This window comes from Candidatus Methylomirabilota bacterium (assembly GCA_036001065.1).
Classification (GTDB): domain Bacteria; phylum Methylomirabilota; class Methylomirabilia; order Rokubacteriales; family CSP1-6; genus MNEF01.
The window spans coordinates 22,434-39,912 of sequence record DASYUQ010000131.1 but is presented as its reverse complement, the minus strand read 5'-3'; the positions used below and the strand labels follow the sequence as shown (position 1 = coordinate 39,912).

The window sequence follows — 17,479 nt, the reverse complement described above, 5'->3', positions numbered from 1 at the left end:
CGCGGACCCAACCTTCGCGTCCGGAGAAGAACCCGCCGCCGAGCGGGAAGTGCTTCTTCAGCTCGCGGACCTCGAGGAGGCTCATGCGGCCGCCTTCTGCGACAAGAAGCAGCGCGACCACCTTTCGCGGGCGACGTCGACCAGCGGGGGGACTTCCTCGCGGCAGCGCTCGAACACCTCGGAGCAGCGGTCCTGGAAGCGGCAGCCAATCGGGAGTTGGGCGAGATCGGGGACCATCCCGGCGATCGTCGGCAGCCGCTTCGCGCCGGCCTCGCGGCGCGACGGGATCGAGCGGAGGAGCCCACGCGTGTACGGGTGGGCCGGCGACGCGAAGATGTCGGCGACGGGAGCCGACTCGACGGCTTGCCCTGCGTACATCACGACGACCTCGTCGACGAACTCCGCGACGACGCCGAGGTCGTGCGTGATGAGGATGATGCTCATGCCGAAGTCCTGGCGGAGCGCGCGCAAGAGCTCGAGGATCTGCGCCTGGATCGTCACGTCGAGCGCGGTCGTCGGCTCGTCGGCCAGCACCAGGGAGGGGCTGCAGGCCAGAGCCATGGCGATCATCATGCGCTGGCGCATGCCGCCGCTGAACTGATGGGGATACTGCGAGAGCCGCCGCTGGGCGTCGGGGATGCCGACCATCGCCAGCAGCTCCACCGCCCGCCGCCGGGCCTCGGCGGCAGCCATGCCCAGATGGATCTCGAGCCCCTCGGTGAGCTGGCGCTCGATGGTCAGGACGGGGTTCAGCGACGTCATCGGCTCCTGGAAGATCATGGCGATCTCCCGGCCGCGCACCCGCCGCATCTCCTCCTCGTTCAGCGTCAAGAGATCGCGGCCCTTGAACAGCACCTGCCCGCCGACGATGCGTCCGGCCGGGGCCGCCACCAGCCGCATGATGCTGAGGGCCGAAACGCTCTTGCCGCACCCCGATTCGCCGACCAGCGCGACCGTTTCGCCCTCGTTGACGTCCCAGGAGACGCCGTCGACGGCACGCACGGTGCCGGCGCCGGTGAGGAACTGCGTCGTCAGCGATCGGACGTCGAGCAGGAGCCCCACGGTGCGCGGGAGTGTAGCACACGGGCTGGCGGTGGGGCGGGGTGGGGTCCGGCGATCACGCGCTCTGGCGCGAACCGGCGGACGGCGGTGCTCCAAACCACCCGCTGCGCGAAGACACCGGCGGCGCGAACGGATCGCCGGACCCCACCCCGCCCCACCGGCCGTTCGCGGGCCCGCTTCCGGCGTACGGCGGCATCCGCCCGTCAGCCGGTGCAGCGGGCGGCGGCCAGATGCACGCGGGCCCGCGGCTCCAGGCGCGCGTACTGCCGGCAAATCGCCTCGGCCACGCACGGCCAGCGATGACGTGCCGCCCAGCGGACGCCCTCGCGTCCCACGCGCCAGCCGAGGTCCGGGTCGCCGAGCACCGCGTCGAGGCGGGCGGCCAGCGCCGCGGCGTCGCCGTCCGGCACCAGGAACCCGGTGACGCCGTCCCGGACCGTGGTGGCCAGGCCGCCCACGCGCGAGGCGATGACGGGGCTCGCGCAGGCCATCGCCTCCAGGGCCACCATCCCGAACGATTCGTAGTACGAGGGCAGGACGGTCGCGTCGGCGGCGACGTAATAGGACCGCAACGTCGGCTGGGGCTGGGCGCCGACGAAGCTCACGGCGTCGCGCAGGCCGAGCCGCTCCACGCGCCGGCGCAGCTCGGCCTCGTGACCGTCGAGCGGCTCGTCGGCGTCCCCGCCGACGATGAGGAGCCGCGGGCGGCGCCCGCGGTCCCGCAGGCGGCCGACGGCGTCGAGCAACGTGTCGAGCCCCTTGATCGGGGCGAGGCGGCCCACGTAGAGCACCACGGGGCCCCCGTCGAGCCCGAGGGCGGCGCGGGCCTCGGCGCGGGAGCCCGGCCTGAAGAGATCGGTGTCGACGCCGCAGGGGATGACGGCGACGCGGCCGGGGTCCGCACCGTAGTGCTCGGCGAGATAGGCCCGCTCCACGTCCGCGGCGACGACGATGCGATCCGCCGACGCCGCGATGCGGGCTTCCTCCGCGATGCGCAGGGCGGGCTCGCGGTCGCGCGGCGTGCGGGCCACGTCGTTCTTGAGCCGGCCGAGGGTGTGGAACATCTGGATCACGGGCACGCCCCAGCGCTGGCGGAGCGCCAGGGCCACGGCGCCCGAGAGCCAGTAGTGGGCGTGGACCAGCTCGTAGTCCGCGGCGCGGGCGATCCGCCACGCCTCCACGCCGGCCAGGAACTCCTGGAGGTGCTCGTGCACGCGCGCGCGGGCCAGCGGGGCTTCCGGCCCTGCCGGCAGGTGGATCACCCGCGCCGTCTCGGTCAGCTCCACGACCCGCGGGATCGCCGCGTTCTGGGATCGCGTGAAGATGTCCACCTCCACGCCCATCCGGCCCAGCTCGCGGCTGAGCTCGCGGACGTACACGTTCATCCCGCCCGTCTCCTTGCCGCCGAGCGCGGCCAGGGGGCACGTGTGCACGCTGAGCATCGCCACCCGGATCATCGCGCCGGTCCGATCGTCACCCGGAAGACCGCCTCGGCGGTCGGCCCGAAGTCGTACTTGTACTGCTCCTCGCCGCGAAGGAAATCGAAGCGGCGCTTGCCCCGCGCGATGGCGTCGCGGATGAGGTGGCCCAGCAGCACGAGGCCGGGCGCCAGCGACGCCCGATCGGGATGGAAGCCGGAGTTGTAGAGGCCCACGGTGGCGTCCCACTCGAGGGTGAGAAACGTGGCCAGCGGCCCGCTGGAGGCGTCGAGGAACCACAGGCGCATCACGCCGAGCTCGGCCAGCGCCCCTGCCACGCGGCGAAAGAACCCCTCCATGCGCGGATCCATGAAGCGCGCCTTGCCGGCGCGCGACCGCCGGTGCAGATCGAGGAAATCACCGACCCGCGTCTCGATGTCGGAGCGCGTGGCGGCGCACGAGGGGCGCGCGTCGGGAACCTCGCGCGCGAGCCGCCGCATCTTGCGCATCAGCTCGTGGCGCTGCTTGCCGGACAGCGTTTCGAGATAGGCCTCCCAGGAGGACGGCAACGCCAGCACGGGGCAACGCTCCTCGACCGTCGCCGAGGCGCCGAGGCCGAAGGCGGGGGCGAGTGCCGGCGCGGAGGTGACCGTGGGCGACGCGGCGGGCACGGCGTGGAGGTCCCACACCGCGGTCGCCGCCGCCCGCGCGCCGAGCAGGGCGGTCCAGGCCTCCTCTTCGCGCCCGGCCAGCGCCAGGAGATCGAGGTAGTCGGAGACGTCGACGCCCCCCAGCAAACGGAAGACGCCCGGCTCCGCCTCGTAGAGCGGCAGCACCGCCACCAGCTGCTGGTTGTCCTCGACGCGCCAGATCTCGAGGCGGCTGCCCTGGGCAAAGGCGCGCGCCCACTCGGTCTGCCAGGTCCAGGTGAGGAACGGCGAGCCCAGGCGGGTCCGCGCGTGGAGCCCGGCCCAGGCGGGGGCGCCCACCGCGTCGAGGCGGTCGTGGACGACGACTTTCACCGGCTCGCCTCGCACGGCGGGGCCCCAGCCCCGCGACGTGCTGCGGCTCGCACCCCCCTCACCGGCTCGCCTTGGGCGCGCGGGCCTGCGGCCGCGCGACCGCCCTGCGGCTTGGCACCCCCCTCACAGGCCCGCGGTGCTGGACAGATCCGAGTCCGAAGGCCTGCCCGCGTCCTGGCCGGGGGCGTCGCCCTCCGCCGACTCGGCCAGGGCCTCGTCGACGGTGTCCTCGAAATCGTCGCCCAGATCCTCCCCCATCTCCCGGCCCATCTTCTTCATGAAGCGGGCGACGCTGGCGGGGTCGTTCTCATCGATGTCGCCAAGGGCCCCGGAATCGCCCAGGGCCTCGAGCCGCGCCTCCTCGGACTTCACCGTGGCGAACCGGGACATCACGCGGGTCAGGGCGGAGCCCCCGCAGCGGGGGCAGGCCGGCGCCTGGCCGCTCCCGGGCCGGAGCACGAGCAGGCTCACCACCCGCCGACAGTCACGACACTCGTACTCGTAGATCGGCATGCCGTGAAATTCTAGCACCGGCGTCCCCGGGTGTCTCGACGGCGACACTGCTGACTTCGCCCTGTCACCTGGACGCACACGGTCGTCCGTCGCTCGGGCGAAAACCCCGCGTCACGCAAGGACTTTACTCAACGGGCACCCTTCTTGCTCCACCCGGCGAGTGTGAGACCTCTAAGGGGAGGCAAGCCGATGAGTAACCCTGCTCCCGGCGCCGGGATACCCGCCCAGGACGAGCATGAACGACTCCTGATCGAGGCCGTCGTCACGCTGGCTCGGACGCTTCGCGACGAGCGGGACCGGCTCGCCGAGCGACTGCGCGAGGTCGAGAACGAGCTGAACTCGCTCACCTCACGACTCGACGTGCGTAGGTCCGAAGGGGCGCAGCCCGGGGACGGCGGCTAGGGGGAGCCCCCGCCGTCGCCGGGGCGCGACCGGGGCGCGCCGAGATATGCGGCAATCACGCGCCGATCCGACGCGAGATCGCGCGCACGTCCGTCGGCCACGATTCGCCCCCGCTCCAGCACGTAGCCCCGATCCGCGATCTCCAGCGCCTGCAGGCCCATCTGCTCCACGAGCAGCACCGCGACGCCCTGCTCACGGATGCGGCGGACCGCGTCGAACGTCTCGCGGACGAGCTTCGGGGCCAGGCCGAGCGAAGGCTCGTCGAGTAGGAGCAGCCGCGGTCGCGCCATGAGGCCGCGCGCCAGCGCGAGCATCTGCTGCTGGCCACCCGACAGCGCGCCGGCGACGGTGTCCAGCCGGAAACGGAGCGCCGGGAACCGCTCGAGGACACCGTCCAGCGCGTCGAAGCTGCGCCGGCTCAGGGCCCCCAGCATCAGGTTGTCGCGGACCGTTTGATCGGCGAAGATGCCCCGCCCTTCCGGCACCAGCGCCACCCCCGCACGCACGACTTCCCAGGACGGCCGCCCGGTCATCTCCCGACCCGCGAAGGTGATCCGCCCCCGGGCTGGGCGGAGGACGCCGGCGAGGGTCCGGAGAAGAGTCGTCTTGCCCGCGCCGTTCGGCCCGATGACCGCCACGATCTCCTCACCACCGACCGCGAGCGAGACGCCGCGCAGGACCTCGATCTGTCCGTGACGAACCCAGAGATCGCCGACGTCGAGCAGGCTCAGGCTCATGCGCTGCCCAGATAGGCTTCGACGACGGCGGGGTCGCGCTGGACAGCCTCCGGCCGGCCCTCGGCGATCACCCGCCCCTCGTCGAGCACGGTCACGCGATCGGAGACGGCCATCACCAGCTCGATGTGATGCTCGATGAGCAGGATCGTCAGCCCGGCCTCGCGCAGCCGGCCCAGCAGCGCGTCCAGCTCGGCGATCTCGGTGGGGACCAAGCCGGCGGCCGGCTCGTCGAGCAGGAGCATGGTCGCGCCGGCGCCCAGGGCGCGACCGATCTCGAGCCGGCGCCTGAGCCCGAACGGCAGCGCGCCGGCGGGAACATCGGCCCAGTCCCCGAGGCCCGCCGTCTGCAGAAGCGCCGTGGCCTGCTGACGCAGGGCGGCCTCGGCGTGGCCGGTGCCGGTCAGGGCCGCGGCGAACGATCCGAGGCGGTGGCCGGCCACGCCGACCATGACGTTCTCGAGGACCGTCAGCTCCTCGAAGAGCTGGGGCGTCTGAAACGTGCGCGCGAGCCCGCGCCGCGCGATGGCCGCGGGCGTCAGGCCGGTGATCGGTACGCCGTCGAAGGTGATGTGCCCGCGGTCGGGTCGGTAGAAGCCGGTGACGAGGTTCACGAGCGTCGTCTTGCCGGCCCCGTTGGGCCCGATCAGCGAGTGGATGGTTCCCGCCGCCACCGTCAGATCGACGTCCGCCACCGCCTGGATGCCGCCGAAGGCCACCGAGAGGTCCTCCACGACGAGCAGCGGCCGGCCCGGCGCCGGGGCCGGGCGAGCCGCGAAGCCCGCCGCCGCATCGGCGGGCGCCCAAGCGCTCGCGGACCCGGCCGGCGGCGCGGGGACGGCGCGGGGCTGGCGTCGCCACAGGTCCTGAACGGCGCCCACGGCGCCGCGGGGCAGAAAGTAGATCGAGCCCAGCAACAGGCCGCCGTAGAAGATCAGGCGATAGTCGAGAAACTCGCGCAGCAGCTCCGGCAGCAGCACCAGAACGAGCGCCCCCACCAGCGGACCGGCGAGGATGCCCAGACCGCCGAAGAGCACGATCAGCAGGAACAGGATCGACGTTTGCAGCGTGAAGCTGTCGGGGCTGACGTAGCCGTTGAGGAACGAGAAGAGACAGCCGCCGGCGCCGGCGAAGGCCGCCGAGATGGTGAAGGCCGCGGTGCGGAGCCCGTAGGTCCCGAGCCCCAGCGACTCGGCGGCGATATCGCTCCCCTTCACCGCGATGAGGGCCCGCCCCCACGCCGAAGACATCAAGTTATGCGTCATCCAGAGCGCCAGCCCCGCGGCCGCCGCCACCACGAAGTAGTAGCGGCCGAGCGGCAGGGGGACGCCGGCCAGCGTGGGCTTGGGGATGTTGAAGATGCCCCCGGGGCCGCCGGTGAGCCCCACCCACTCGATCAGCGCGTGCTCGACGATGATGCCGAACGCGATGGTGACCATGGCCAGGTAGGGGCCGGACACGCGGAGCGCCGCCAGCGCCAGCACCGCGCCGATCGCCGCCGTGAGCGCGACACTGAGCGGCAGCGCGGCTGCCAGCGCGAGGTGCCAGCGCGTGGCGAGGATCGCGGCGGCGTAGGCGCCGATGGCATAGAGCCCGGCGTGGCCCAGCGACACCTGCCCGGATAGTCCGGCCAGCACGTTGAAGCCGCTGGTGATGACGACCATGATGCCGACGGTCATCCCGAGGTACAGGTAGTAGGTGTTGGCCGTCAGCAGTGGCACGCTGGCCGCGACGGCGGCGGCGACGGCCCAGAGCAGGCGCGCGGTCACACGCGGCGGGTCGGCCGCGCGCCGCCGAGGCCCCACGGACGCACGACCAGCATGGCGATGACCACGGCAAAGCCGACGATCTCGCGGGCGCCGGTCGATACGTAGCCGGCGACGAAGGATTCGATCAGCCCGTAGAGAAAGCCGGCTACCAGAATTCCCCCCGCAGAGTCGAGACCGCCGATGATGGCGACGGCGAACGCCTTGAGCCCGATGATCGTGCCCATGGTGGGCGCCACGTTGAGGAGCGGCGCCAGCAGCAGGCCCGCCACCCCCGCCAGGAGCGCCGAGAGCGCATAGGCGGTCATGACGGCGCGCGGGATGTGGATGCCCATGAGCCCCGCCGCCTCGGGGTTGTAGGCGACGGCCTTGAGCTGCTTGCCGTAGAAGGTCCGGTGGTAGAAGAACTGCACGCCGCCCATGAGCGCGAGCCCCACCACCGGCACCAGCAGCTCCTGGGGATAGACGCCGGCGCCGGCGACGAGCACCGGCCGGGTGGCCAGCGCCGAGGGAAAGGCGCGCGCGTCCTTGCCGAAGGTGAGCATCGCCACGTTCTCGGCGATGGTCCCGCAGGCGATGGTGGCCAGGAGCCACGCGGGCGACGCGGAGCGGAAGAACGGCCGCACCGCCAGCCGCTCGATGACGACGCCGAAGAGCGCGGAGACGACGAGGGTGCCGAAGAGGGTCAGGAGGAACGGCCAGCCCAGGGCGACGCGCAGCCCGTAGGCGACGACCGCGCCCACCATCACCGCCTGGCCCTGCGAGAAGTTCATCGTCCGGCTGGTGACCCAGGTGATGTGATACCCGAGCGCCACCAGACCGTACATGCTCCCGACGGCCAGACCGGTGACGAGGAGCTGAATCCCCACGATCGCCCGGACGCTACTTCACGGGCACGATCTTGCCGCCTTTCCAGACGACCATGATGTAGTCGTGGTCGGTGAGGGCGTCGTGCTGCTCCGGCGTGAACGGCCGGCGGTAGGTCTTGATCAGGCCGCGGTACTCGCCCTGCAGATTCTCCAGCGCGTCGCGCACCTTGGGCCCGTCCGTCGCCTTCGCCTGCTCGATCGCCGTCGCCACCAGATGCATCCCGTCGTAGGCGTTGGCGGTGCCCACCGGCGCCGTCACCTCTTCGGGGCCTTTGACGTTGAACTTCTCGCGCAGCATCCGCAGCACGTACTGGCCACGCTCGTTCTGGGACCCGAAGAAGGAGTAGGTCTGGAAGAAGACGACGCCGTCCGAGAGCTCGCCGGCCAGCTCCGGGAAGCGCCCGCCCGAGATGCCCCAGTGCGAGAGGACCGGCACCTCCCAGCCCGTCTTCGCTTTCGACTTCACCACCTGGGCGCCCTCGGGGGCGTTGGCGACGAGCACGACGAGGTCGGCGCCCTGCTGGCGCAGGCGCAGCAGCTGCGGGCTCATGTCCGGATCGTTCCAGTTGAACTTCTCCACGCCCACGGTCTTGAGGCCCTTGTCGGCGAACCACTTGGTGAGCCCGGCCTCGTTGGACTGACCCCAGGGCGTGTTCTCCAGAAGGAGCGCCGGCTTGGCCTTCCGGAGGCGCTCGGTGGCGTAGCGGACGAGGAACTTGTCGACGTAGTCGTCGTTGCCCGACACGCGGAAGACGTAGTTGGGAGCCTGGCCGTTGCGCGTGATGTTCGTCGCCGCCGCCCACGCGCCCATGTAGGGCGTCTTGAGCTCGTGCCAGACGGGGACCTGGGCCAGCGCCACCGTGGAGTGCAGCCCGCCGAAGACCGCGGCCACCCGCTCGCGCTCGACCAGCTCACGCGCGATGGTGACCCCCCTGGTAGGGTTGCCCTCGTCGTCGCGCACCACCAGCTCGAGCTTCCGCCCGCCGAGGACGCCGCCCTTGGCGTTGACCTCGGCGATGGCGATGAGCAGCCCGCGGCGGATCGCTTCGCCCGAGGCCGCCGAGCCGCCCGACATCGCCGCCGCCAGTCCGATCTTCACCGGTGTCGACTGGGCGGCCAGGTGCGATGCCGCGAGCGTGGCGGCGATGCAGCCTGCGAGAATCCAGAGGAGCCTCTGCCCGAGTCGCATGAACCTTTCCCCCTCCGTCGATGGTGCCCGACCATACCACAGAACCCCGGAGGGTTGCGTTCACTGGTCAGCGCGCCGACGCGAACAGCGCCTCCATGCGCTGGACGGCGGCGTCCCAGTCGAACGCGGTCGTCACCAGCCGCTGACCCGCCGCCGCGATCTTCTCCCGCAGGGAGGCGTCGGTGGCGAGGCGCTCGAGCTTCACCGCGAGGTCCCCGACGTCCCGCCGCCGCGCCACCAGCGCGGTCTCGCCGTCGCGGGCGTAGTCCCGGCAGCCGCCGTTGTCGTAGGTCACCAGCGCGGCGCCGCAGGCCATGGCCTCCATGGGAGGCATCCCCAGGCCCTCGTCCCAGGAGGGGCAAAGGTAGATGTCGCAGCTCGAGTAGATCGCGGCCAGCCGCTCCTGGGGCGGGTCGACATGAAACTCGTCGTAGCCGACGCGTGCTGGCGGCGGCTTGACGCCGAACCCGACCAGGCGGAGCGACGACACCCGGCGCTTCACGCGGGCCACCGCCTCCAGCCCCTCGGCGCCGCCCTTCCATGCGTAGTCGTGGTGGAGCATCAGCACGCGCGGTCGCGGGCTGTCGATGTCGACGGAGACCCGGCGGAATAGTGATCGATCGACCGGCGTCACCAGCACCTCGGCACCACTGCCGAACCGCTCGCGCATGACGTCGCGGAGCCAGGTGGAGATGACGATCTTGGCGAGCGGCAGGCGATAGGTGGCGTCCACCTCCGCGGGCTCGCCGTGGTACAGGCTCTCGTAGTGCTGGACCAGGTAGAACTTGGCGCCGCAGCGCGGCGGCGCCGCCGCCACCACCGGCGCCGACTGCCAGGCGGTGGCGACGAGCGCGTCGGCGTCGGGCAGGCGATCGGCGGTCCAGCGCGCCACCCAGCTCACTCGCGGGCGGAACCCGGGAATCCAGTGGGGCCGCTCGCGTAGGAGCGTGCGGCGCCAGGTGCCGAGCCGCGCCCGGGCGGGAACGATGACCTCGAGGGCGTGGCCCCGCCCCGCCAGCCGGTCCGCGTACGTCAGGATCGCCCGTACGCCTCCCGCAATTCTGACATGCGGGCAGAGGAAGGTGATCCTCACCGATCAGATCGCCATGGAGACCTGGCCCGTCTTGCGGTAAGCCGCGGGATCGAGCGGGACGTTGATGCACCAGACCTCGTCGGAGGCGAGCGCCCGCTCCAGCGCGGGCCCGATCTGGTACGGGTCGGTGACCAACGCGCCGCGGCCCCCCAGGGCCTCGACCATGAGGTCATAGCGCGTCGTCGGCAGCGATGTCGCCACCGTGCGCTCCTGGCCGAAGAACGAGAGCTGGGGGTTGCGGATCTGCCCCCAGCCTCCATCGTTGCCGATGATGCACGTCAGCGGCAGCCCGAAGCGGACCGCCGTCTCCATCTCCATGCCGTTGAGCCCGAACGCGCCGTCGCCGGCGACGAGCAGCACGCGCTGTCCGGGATGGAGCAGCTTGGCGGCGATGGCGAAGGACGGTCCCACGCCGAGACAGCCGAACGGCCCGGGATCGAGCCACTGTCCCGGACGGGAGAGCGCCACGATCTTCGCCGCGCAGCTCACGACGTCGCCGCCATCGCCCACGACGATGGTGTCGGGCGTGAGCACGCGCGCGATCTCGGCGGCCCAGCGGTAGTGCGACACCGGCACCTGGTCGGAGGCGCACTGCGCCTCGAGCTGCTGGTACCCTTCCCGCTCCCTCTGCCCGACGCGCCGGCGCCACTCCTCCCAGCGCGCCGGCAGCGCCGGCGGCAGCACCTCGGCAAGTTGCTCGAGGACACGCCCGATGTGCCCCACCAGCCCCACCTCGAGCGGCCGGTTGCGTCCCGGCTCCGCCGGGTCACAGTCGACCATGCAGACCATCGCGTCCTCGGCGAACGTCGGCGGCCGCCCGTAGCCAAGGCGGAAGTCGAGCGGCGCGCCCAGCACGAGCACGAAGTCGGCGTTTGCCAGCGCCCAGCCGCGGGCCTGGGCGTGGGCCAGCGGATGATCCGATGGCAGGCAGCCACGCCCGGCGCCGTTCATGAAGACCGGCGCGCCGGCGGACTCCGCGAAGGCGGCCAGCGACTTCGCCGCGTCGTCCCAGTACACGCCTCCCCCGGCCATGACGACCGGGCGCTCGGCCCGCACGAGCAGATGCGCCAGGCGCACCACGGCGTCCGGATCCGCCTGGGTCGGCGTGCGGTGCACGTAGCCGGTGGGGACGGGCGCCAGGCGATCCTCGACTGTGTTGAGCAGGAGATCCACCGGGATCTCGACGAACACGGGTCCGGGGCGTCCGCTGAGCGCGGTGCGGACGGCGGTCGTCAGCACCTCGGGGATCTGGCGCGTCTCGGGCACGGACCACGAGCCCTTCGTGATCGGCCGGAGCAGCGCCACCTGCTCCATCTCCTGGAGCGCGCCCCGGCCGCGCAGGCCCAGCGGCGCCGCGCCGCCGATGAGGAGCAGCGGGCTCCGGGCGGCGTAGGCATTGGCCACGCCGGTGACCGCATCCGTCACGCCGGGCCCGGCGGTGACGATCGCCACGCCGACGTTCCGCGTCAGGCGGGCGTAGGCGTCGGCGGCGTGGGCGGCGGCCTGCTCGTGGCGCACGTCGATGAGGCGGATGCCTTCCTTGAGGCAGCCGTCGTAGATGGGCAGGATGTGACCGCCGCAGAGCGTGAAGACGTGCTCCAGGCCCGCCTGCTTGAGGACCCGCGCCACCAGCTCGCCACCCGTCAGCTCAGCCATGATGGTGCCTCCGGGGAGAAGTCGGGCGACCGCCGAGATGGGGCGTGTGGTGACGGTCGGGGTGGTGTGCCCCTGCGAGACCCGTGTCGTGCGAGGCGTCGTGCCTCGCGCCCGCAGATAGCGCGCGCGCATCGATGGGGAGCGCGGTCGAGCAGGGGCATGCCACCCCGACCGCCGCACCGCGCGGAACCCCGGGCATCACCAGAACTTCTCCCACTTGACCGCCTTACGGTCGAGCCCTTTGGCGACCAGCACGTCGCGGACCCGGTTGATCATCTCGCCCCCGCCCGAGACGTACGCGACCACCCCGTTCACCTCGGGCATCAGCCGGTCGACTGCCCGCGTCGCGTCACCTTGCTCGCCCGTCCACCCCCGGTCGGCGTTCCCGACGATCGGATGATACGCGAACGCCGGAAACCGGCGGGTGAGCGACCGAAACTCGGCGTCGTAGGCGAGCCACCCCGGATTCCGCGCCCAGTAGATGAGCGTGGCCGGGCGGCCGAACCCGGTCCCGTATAGCTCCGTGAGGATCGAGCGGATCGGCACGATGCCGATCTCCTCGGCGACGAAGAGCGGACGCCGGCGGTCGGCGCGCGTGAAGACGAAGCCGCCCAGCGGGCCCTTGAACCGCACCTCGTCCCCCGGCTTCAGGGCGCGGAACCACTCCGAGCCGATCCCGCCCGGCGCCACGTCGGCGCACAGCGTGATCCGCTTGGGCGACTGGGGGGTGGAGGCGACCGAGTAGGCGCGCACGGTCTTGGGCCCGAACGGAATCGACACCCACTGTCCGGCCTCGAACTCGAGCGCCGGCGGGTCCTGGATGTCGAGGTCGGCTTCGAGGATCTCGGGCGTCAGCGCGCGCACGCCGCTGACGCGGGCCCGGCACTCTTGGGGCTTCGCGGCCATCGGCTCAGCGCGGGCGGAAGCGGGGCAGGATCTCCGCCGCGATCATCTCCAGCTGCTCGCGCTCCTCGGAGGGCTCGCAGATCGGGTTGAGCAGGAAGTACGTGCAGCCGGCGGCGCGGAACCGCTCGATCTGGGCGGCGCACTGCTCGGGCGTGCCGATGACGCCGTACTTGTCGGCGAGCGGGGCGAAGTCCTGGGCGTAGCGCCGGCTGAGGCGGGTCACCCACGCCGCCCGCGCGCGCTCGTGGTCGCGCCCCACCGTGATGAAGGCCAGGTGCGCGGTGACGAAGCCGTCGAGGGCGCGGCCGTGCGCAGCGGCGGCGGCGTGGATCTTGGCCAGGCTCTGCGTGTAGCGCTCGGGCGTCACGACGTAAGAGACCCAGCCGTCGCCCTGCCGGCCGGCGCGCGCCAGCGCCGCGTCCGAGCGGCCGCCGACCCAGATGGGCGGGCCGGGCTTCTGCACGGGCTTGGGATCGATCGAGACGTTCTCGAACTGGGTGAAGCGCCCTTTGAAGGTCGCCGGCGTGTCACGCCAGAAAGCGCGCACGACGTCGATCGCCTCGGAGACGCGCGCGCCCCGCTCCCGGTGCGGCACGCCGCAGGCCTCGAATTCCTTGGGGTTCTCGCCGCCCACCCCGACGCCGAAGATCAGCCGGCCGCCCGAGAGCACGTCGAGCGTGGCGGTGACCTTGGCGGCGACCGCCGGCGGGCGCAGCGCGAGCAGATAGACCGCGGTGCCGAGCCTGATGCGGGTGGTGATGCCGGCGTACGACGCCAGCAGGGTGAGCGACTCGTAGAGCGGCAGGTTGAAGGATACGTGATCGCCGCACCACACCGAGTCGAACCCGAGGGCCTCCACGCGGCGCACCAGCCCGAACTGCTCCTGGGGAGGGTGGAGCGACAGGGAGGCGCCGAACGAGGTCACCGGGGGAAGGCCTCGCGGACCCCGCCGTCCACCGTGATCGAGCAGCCGGTCGTCTTGGCCGAGCGGTCGGAGGCGAGGAACAGCACCGCCTCGGCGACGTCCTCGGGCAGGATCCTCACGCCCAGCAGGTTGCGCTGGCGATAGAAGTCCTCGAGCTGGTCGACGGCGATGCTCTGGGCGGCCGCCCGCTGGCGCCGCACCTCGTCCGACCAGAGGCGCGAGTCCTGGAAGACGGCGTCAGGGTGCACGATGTTCGAGCGGATGCGGTAGGGGGCGCCCTCCAGGGCGAGCACCTTGGCCAGCTGAGCCTCGGCCGCCTTCGCCGCCGAGTAGGCGGCGAAGTCCTTGCCGGGCGCCATCACGTTCTTGGTGGCCACGAAAACCAGCGCGCCGCCCAGTCCCTGACGGATCAGGATCCGCATCGCCTCCCGCGCCACCAGGAAATGTCCGGTCGCGTTCACGGCGAACGACCGCTCCCAGTCGGCCAACGCCATCTCCGCCACCGGCGCCGAGTGGGCGATGCCCGCGTTGGAGACGAGGATGTCGAGCCCGCCGTATTCGAGCGCGGCCGCCTCGAAGGCCGTGCGCACCGAGGCCTCGCTGGTCACGTCCATCATGAGGCCCCGGGCGCGCCCGCTTCCGGCGGCCGCCGTGATCTCTTCGGCCGTCTTCCGCGCGCCGGCCTCGTCCACGTCGCCCACGACGACGTGCGTCCCTTCCGCCGCCAGGCGGCGGGCGACGGCGCGGCCGATGCCGGAGGCGCCGCCGGTCACCAGCGCGATGCGGCGCGCCAGCTCCTTCTCGGGCGGAGCCAGCGTCAGCTTGTAGAGCTCGAGCGGCCAGTACTCGACGTCGAAGGCGTCCCGGGCCGTGAGCGACACGTAGCGGCCGAAGGCGGAGGCGTGGCCGATGACGTCGATGGTGTGGTGATACATGTCGCGCACGATCCCGGCCGTGCGGCGGTCCCGTCCGGCCGTGAACATCCCCAGACCGGGCACGAGCACGATGCGCGGAAGCGGATCGGTGAGCTGGGCGCCCTCGAACCGGTGCTCCTCGAAGTAGCGCGTGTAGTCCCGCTCGAACTCGGCGAGGCTCCGCTCGATCGCCTCGGTGACGGCGCCGGCGTCGCCGGTCTCGTCGAGTCTCACCGCGCACGGCAGTCGCTTGGTGTAGATGGTGTGGTCGGGCGTCGCCGGCCCCACCTGCGACAGCGCGGGCGCGTCGACGGACGAGACGAACTCCGCGACTGTCGGCGTGTCGTCGAACGTCACGATCGCCCGGCGGTGGCGGCTCAGCAGACCGCGGAGGCGCGGCGCCACCGCCAGCGCGACCTCGCGCCGCCGCAGAGGCGCCAGCACCGGCACCCGCGGACCCCCGAAGAGCGTGCGTCCCTGCTTCCGCTCGGCGATCGCCTCCTCGGCGCGCGTGATCAGCTCGATCGTGGCCTCGTAGGCCTCCCGGACCGTCGCTCCCCAGGTGATGGTGCCGTGGCGCTCCAGGACGACCGCCTTGGGCTCCGGGTGCTCGGCGATCGCGTCGGCCACCTCCTTGGAGATGCGGAAGCCGGGCCGGCGATACGCGAGCGCGATGACGTCCTTGCCGTAGACGCCGGTCAGCACCTCGCGGCAGCGGTCGTTGTTGGTGAGCGACACGATCGCGTCGGCGTGGGTGTGGAGGACGGCGAACGCGGGCAGGAAGCCGTGGAGCAGGGTCTCGATCGACGGCCGGGGACCGCCGATATCCATCAATCCGCGCGCCAGGTAGTCCACCATCTCCTGGTCGCCCATGTCCTCGCGACCCAGCAGCGCGCGGATGTCGTCCATGCGGACGCCGGGGAAGTCTTTGGGCTGGATCGATTTGAGGTCCGAGCCGCTGCCCTTGACCCGCAGCGCGTCGACGTCGTGGCCGCGATGATCACGCTCGACCGTCTTGATCGAGGTGTTCCCGCCGCCCCAGACGACCAGCGAGGTCTCGGCGCCGATCAGGCGGGAGGCGTAGACGAGCAGGTCGAGCGGGGCGAGGTCTCGGGCCTCGGCGTCGTTCCAGCGAGAGCGCATCGCGGCTTCACGATATCACGAGTACCGCGACGGCCGTCGCTGGGGAAGGCCGCAGGGCGGCGGGCGGGTGCTCGCGCCCGCCGCCCGAGGTTGGGCTCAGCGAGCGTCGAACACCGTGATGCGGTCCGCGGCCACGGGCGCGAACGGCGCCTGCGACGTCTCGACGCGCTCGGCTTGCGTCACCGACGGGCTCTGGGACACGGTCGGGGGGCCGGCAGAGGTGCCGCCCAGGATCGTGCCGCACTCCTGCTTGGTCTTGTAGGCGCCGTAGCCGGTGCCCAGCACCGCGCCCGCGATGGCGCCGATGGCCGCGCCCTTGCCCGCGCTCTTGCCGCCGTCGGCGATGGCGCCGCCCGCAGCGCCGAGACCGGCGCCGAGCAACCCGCCGAGCACGCCGGGCTTGGCGATCCGCACCGTCCGGTCGGCACCCGTCGCGCAGTCAGCGGGGACCGAAGCCGTCGCCGTCGGCGGGTACACCGCCGGCTGAGCTGGAGCCGACGCCACGACCGGGGGCGCCGGCGGCGCCGCCGGAGCAGCCACCACCGCAGGAACCGAAGCCGGTCGATGGGCGACAGCCGCCGACGGCCGATAGGCGGTCGGCGGCGCCGAGGCGCGTCGAACAGCCGGAGCCGTTGGCGCCGCAGTCGTCTGGGAGATCGATTGGGGGTCCGCGGTGACCGCCGGCTGCATGATGTACGCGGTGGTCAGACCGGTGACCAGCGCCGTGGTGGTGACCAGGGCCATCCCGATCGTCGCCAGCTTCCAGGGGGTGCTCATGGTCGTTTCCTCCTGTCACCCGATCTGACGGATGGAGCCGTCGCGCTATTTACCCGGATTGACACCCCCGGAACGACCTTCTAAGGTCTGCGCGTGAAGCTCAGGTGCGTGCTGACCATGCTCGCCATCGTTCTCGGACCGGCGCTCCCATCCGCCGCCGACGCCGACGGGATCATGCTGGTGCCGGCGGGCGCGTTCTGGATGGGACGCGACGACGGTCCGCCCGAGCAGGCGCCGCTGCATCGGGTGTTCGTGCGGGACTTCTGGATCGACCGCCACAAGGTCACCAATGCGGAGTTCGCCCAGTTCCTGAATGCGCAGGGGGCGGTTTCGCCCGAGGGCGAGCGGCGCTTCGACGCCGACGACGAGGACGCGCGGATCCATCAGGCCAACGTCGGTCCGCCGCCCCATCCGATGTATGGCCAGCCCGTGCGATGGATGGCCGACCCCGGCTTCGAGCGCCGCCCCGCCGTGGAGGTCACGTGGTTCGGCGCGCGCGACTACTGCCGGTGGAAGGGGCGTCGGCTGCCGACGGAGGCGGAGTGGGAAAAGGCGGCGCGTGGCGACGACAAGCGCCCGTATCCGTGGGGCTTCGCCCCTCCCTCACCGGAGCGGGCGGTCTACGGCCGCCGCTACAACGCCACCGAGCCCGCCGACGCGCGGCCGGCGGGCCGGAGCCCCTACGGCGTCGAGGACATGCTGGGCAATCTGCGCGAGTGGACGTCGACGATCCTCCGACCGTACCCTTATCGGCATGACGACGGGCGCGAGGGCCTCACGGGCGAGGGCAGGGGAGTGCGAAGCCGCAGGGCGGACGCGGAGCCGCAGGCGGAGCGCGCCCGAGGCGAGCCTGTGAGGGTCGGCGCCCCTGTGAGCGTCGTCGTACGCGGCGCCAGCCACGACGATCCCGCCGGCGAGCTGTCCGTGACCCTCCGGCGCTCGTACGATCGCCGAGGCGCCGCGGCCGGCCATCACCACGTCGGGTTCCGGTGCGCCACATCGGAAGATCTGGGAGGCCGCTGAGCATGAGACATCCTGTGTTAACCCAAAGGTCGAGCGCGCTTTCTCGAGCGCCGGCTTCGCCGGCGCA

16 protein-coding genes are annotated in these 17,479 nt (G+C 72.1%); 2 read left to right on the top strand and 14 right to left on the bottom strand.

Annotated features, from left to right (window positions below; all coding sequences use genetic code 11):
* Window positions 1-81: 81 nt before the first annotated feature.
* The 4 genes from VGV13_13085 to VGV13_13070 form a co-directional block, all read right to left on the bottom strand.
* Complete coding sequence (locus tag VGV13_13085) at window positions 82-1,062, bottom strand: ABC transporter ATP-binding protein (protein HEV8642028.1); 981 nt, start codon at window positions 1,060-1,062, stop codon at window positions 82-84.
* Between the two features lie 203 nt (window positions 1,063-1,265).
* Window positions 1,266-2,519, bottom strand: coding sequence for a glycosyltransferase (locus VGV13_13080; protein ID HEV8642027.1), 1,254 nt, complete (start codon window positions 2,517-2,519; stop codon window positions 1,266-1,268).
* On the bottom strand, window positions 2,516-3,502 hold the full coding sequence (locus tag VGV13_13075; protein ID HEV8642026.1) for a GNAT family N-acetyltransferase: 987 nt from the start codon (window positions 3,500-3,502) through the stop codon (window positions 2,516-2,518). Before VGV13_13075 ends, VGV13_13080 begins: the two co-directional genes overlap by 4 nt.
* A 123-nt stretch (window positions 3,503-3,625) precedes the next feature.
* Entirely contained in the window at window positions 3,626-4,015 is a 390-nt protein-coding gene (locus tag VGV13_13070) for a zinc ribbon domain-containing protein (GenBank protein ID HEV8642025.1), read from the bottom strand.
* Between the two features lie 189 nt (window positions 4,016-4,204).
* Here VGV13_13070 and VGV13_13065 point away from each other — a divergent pair, with 189 nt between their 5' ends.
* Window positions 4,205-4,417, top strand: coding sequence for a hypothetical protein (locus VGV13_13065; GenBank protein HEV8642024.1), 213 nt, complete (start codon window positions 4,205-4,207; stop codon window positions 4,415-4,417).
* Here VGV13_13065 and VGV13_13060 read toward each other — a convergent pair.
* From VGV13_13060 to VGV13_13015, 10 genes are all read right to left on the bottom strand, one after another.
* Window positions 4,414-5,154, bottom strand: coding sequence for an ABC transporter ATP-binding protein (locus tag VGV13_13060; GenBank protein HEV8642023.1), 741 nt, complete (start codon window positions 5,152-5,154; stop codon window positions 4,414-4,416). The genes VGV13_13065 and VGV13_13060 overlap by 4 nt on opposite strands.
* Window positions 5,151-6,920, bottom strand: coding sequence for a branched-chain amino acid ABC transporter ATP-binding protein/permease (locus tag VGV13_13055; protein ID HEV8642022.1), 1,770 nt, complete (start codon window positions 6,918-6,920; stop codon window positions 5,151-5,153). Before VGV13_13055 ends, VGV13_13060 begins: the two co-directional genes overlap by 4 nt.
* Window positions 6,917-7,786, bottom strand: coding sequence for a branched-chain amino acid ABC transporter permease (locus VGV13_13050; GenBank protein ID HEV8642021.1), 870 nt, complete (start codon window positions 7,784-7,786; stop codon window positions 6,917-6,919). Before VGV13_13050 ends, VGV13_13055 begins: the two co-directional genes overlap by 4 nt.
* 13 nt (window positions 7,787-7,799) lie before the next feature.
* Complete coding sequence (locus VGV13_13045; GenBank protein HEV8642020.1) at window positions 7,800-8,975, bottom strand: ABC transporter substrate-binding protein; 1,176 nt, start codon at window positions 8,973-8,975, stop codon at window positions 7,800-7,802.
* 67 nt (window positions 8,976-9,042) lie between these two features.
* Window positions 9,043-10,068, bottom strand: a complete 1,026-nt coding sequence (locus VGV13_13040) for a glycosyltransferase family 4 protein (GenBank protein HEV8642019.1) — start codon at window positions 10,066-10,068, stop codon at window positions 9,043-9,045.
* A gap of 3 nt (window positions 10,069-10,071) precedes the next feature.
* Complete coding sequence (locus VGV13_13035; protein ID HEV8642018.1) at window positions 10,072-11,724, bottom strand: thiamine pyrophosphate-binding protein; 1,653 nt, start codon at window positions 11,722-11,724, stop codon at window positions 10,072-10,074.
* A gap of 198 nt (window positions 11,725-11,922) precedes the next feature.
* A complete protein-coding gene (locus VGV13_13030; protein HEV8642017.1) occupies window positions 11,923-12,630 on the bottom strand; it encodes an FAD-binding oxidoreductase in 708 nt (235 codons plus the stop codon).
* Window positions 12,631-12,634: 4 nt separating this feature from the next.
* The gene (locus tag VGV13_13025) at window positions 12,635-13,555 is read right to left on the bottom strand and encodes an LLM class flavin-dependent oxidoreductase (protein HEV8642016.1); all 921 of its coding nucleotides are present in this window, start codon (window positions 13,553-13,555) and stop codon (window positions 12,635-12,637) included.
* Complete coding sequence (rhaD, locus tag VGV13_13020) at window positions 13,552-15,612, bottom strand: bifunctional rhamnulose-1-phosphate aldolase/short-chain dehydrogenase (protein HEV8642015.1); 2,061 nt, start codon at window positions 15,610-15,612, stop codon at window positions 13,552-13,554. Before rhaD ends, VGV13_13025 begins: the two co-directional genes overlap by 4 nt.
* Window positions 15,613-15,708: 96 nt before the next feature.
* Window positions 15,709-16,389, bottom strand: coding sequence for a hypothetical protein (locus VGV13_13015; protein ID HEV8642014.1), 681 nt, complete (start codon window positions 16,387-16,389; stop codon window positions 15,709-15,711).
* A 93-nt stretch (window positions 16,390-16,482) separates the two neighbouring features.
* Between VGV13_13015 and VGV13_13010 the strand changes: the two genes are divergently transcribed.
* Window positions 16,483-17,412, top strand: a complete 930-nt coding sequence (locus VGV13_13010) for an SUMF1/EgtB/PvdO family nonheme iron enzyme (GenBank protein HEV8642013.1) — start codon at window positions 16,483-16,485, stop codon at window positions 17,410-17,412.
* Window positions 17,413-17,479: the final 67 nt, after the last annotated feature.

Excerpts from the sequence above, each read along its gene's own strand:
- VGV13_13080 (HEV8642027.1), bottom strand. The coding sequence starts at position 2,519 with ATGATCCGGGTGGCGATGCTCAGCGTGCACACGTGCCCCCTGGCCGCG.
- VGV13_13070 (HEV8642025.1), bottom strand. The coding sequence starts at position 4,015 with ATGCCGATCTACGAGTACGAGTGTCGTGACTGTCGGCGGGTGGTGAGC.
- VGV13_13065 (HEV8642024.1), top strand. The coding sequence starts at position 4,205 with ATGAGTAACCCTGCTCCCGGCGCCGGGATACCCGCCCAGGACGAGCAT.
- VGV13_13060 (HEV8642023.1), bottom strand. The coding sequence starts at position 5,154 with ATGAGCCTGAGCCTGCTCGACGTCGGCGATCTCTGGGTTCGTCACGGA.
- VGV13_13045 (HEV8642020.1), bottom strand. The coding sequence starts at position 8,975 with ATGCGACTCGGGCAGAGGCTCCTCTGGATTCTCGCAGGCTGCATCGCC.
- VGV13_13035 (HEV8642018.1), bottom strand. The coding sequence starts at position 11,724 with ATGGCTGAGCTGACGGGTGGCGAGCTGGTGGCGCGGGTCCTCAAGCAG.
- VGV13_13030 (HEV8642017.1), bottom strand. The coding sequence starts at position 12,630 with ATGGCCGCGAAGCCCCAAGAGTGCCGGGCCCGCGTCAGCGGCGTGCGC.
- rhaD (HEV8642015.1), bottom strand. The coding sequence starts at position 15,612 with ATGCGCTCTCGCTGGAACGACGCCGAGGCCCGAGACCTCGCCCCGCTC.
- VGV13_13015 (HEV8642014.1), bottom strand. The coding sequence starts at position 16,389 with ATGAGCACCCCCTGGAAGCTGGCGACGATCGGGATGGCCCTGGTCACC.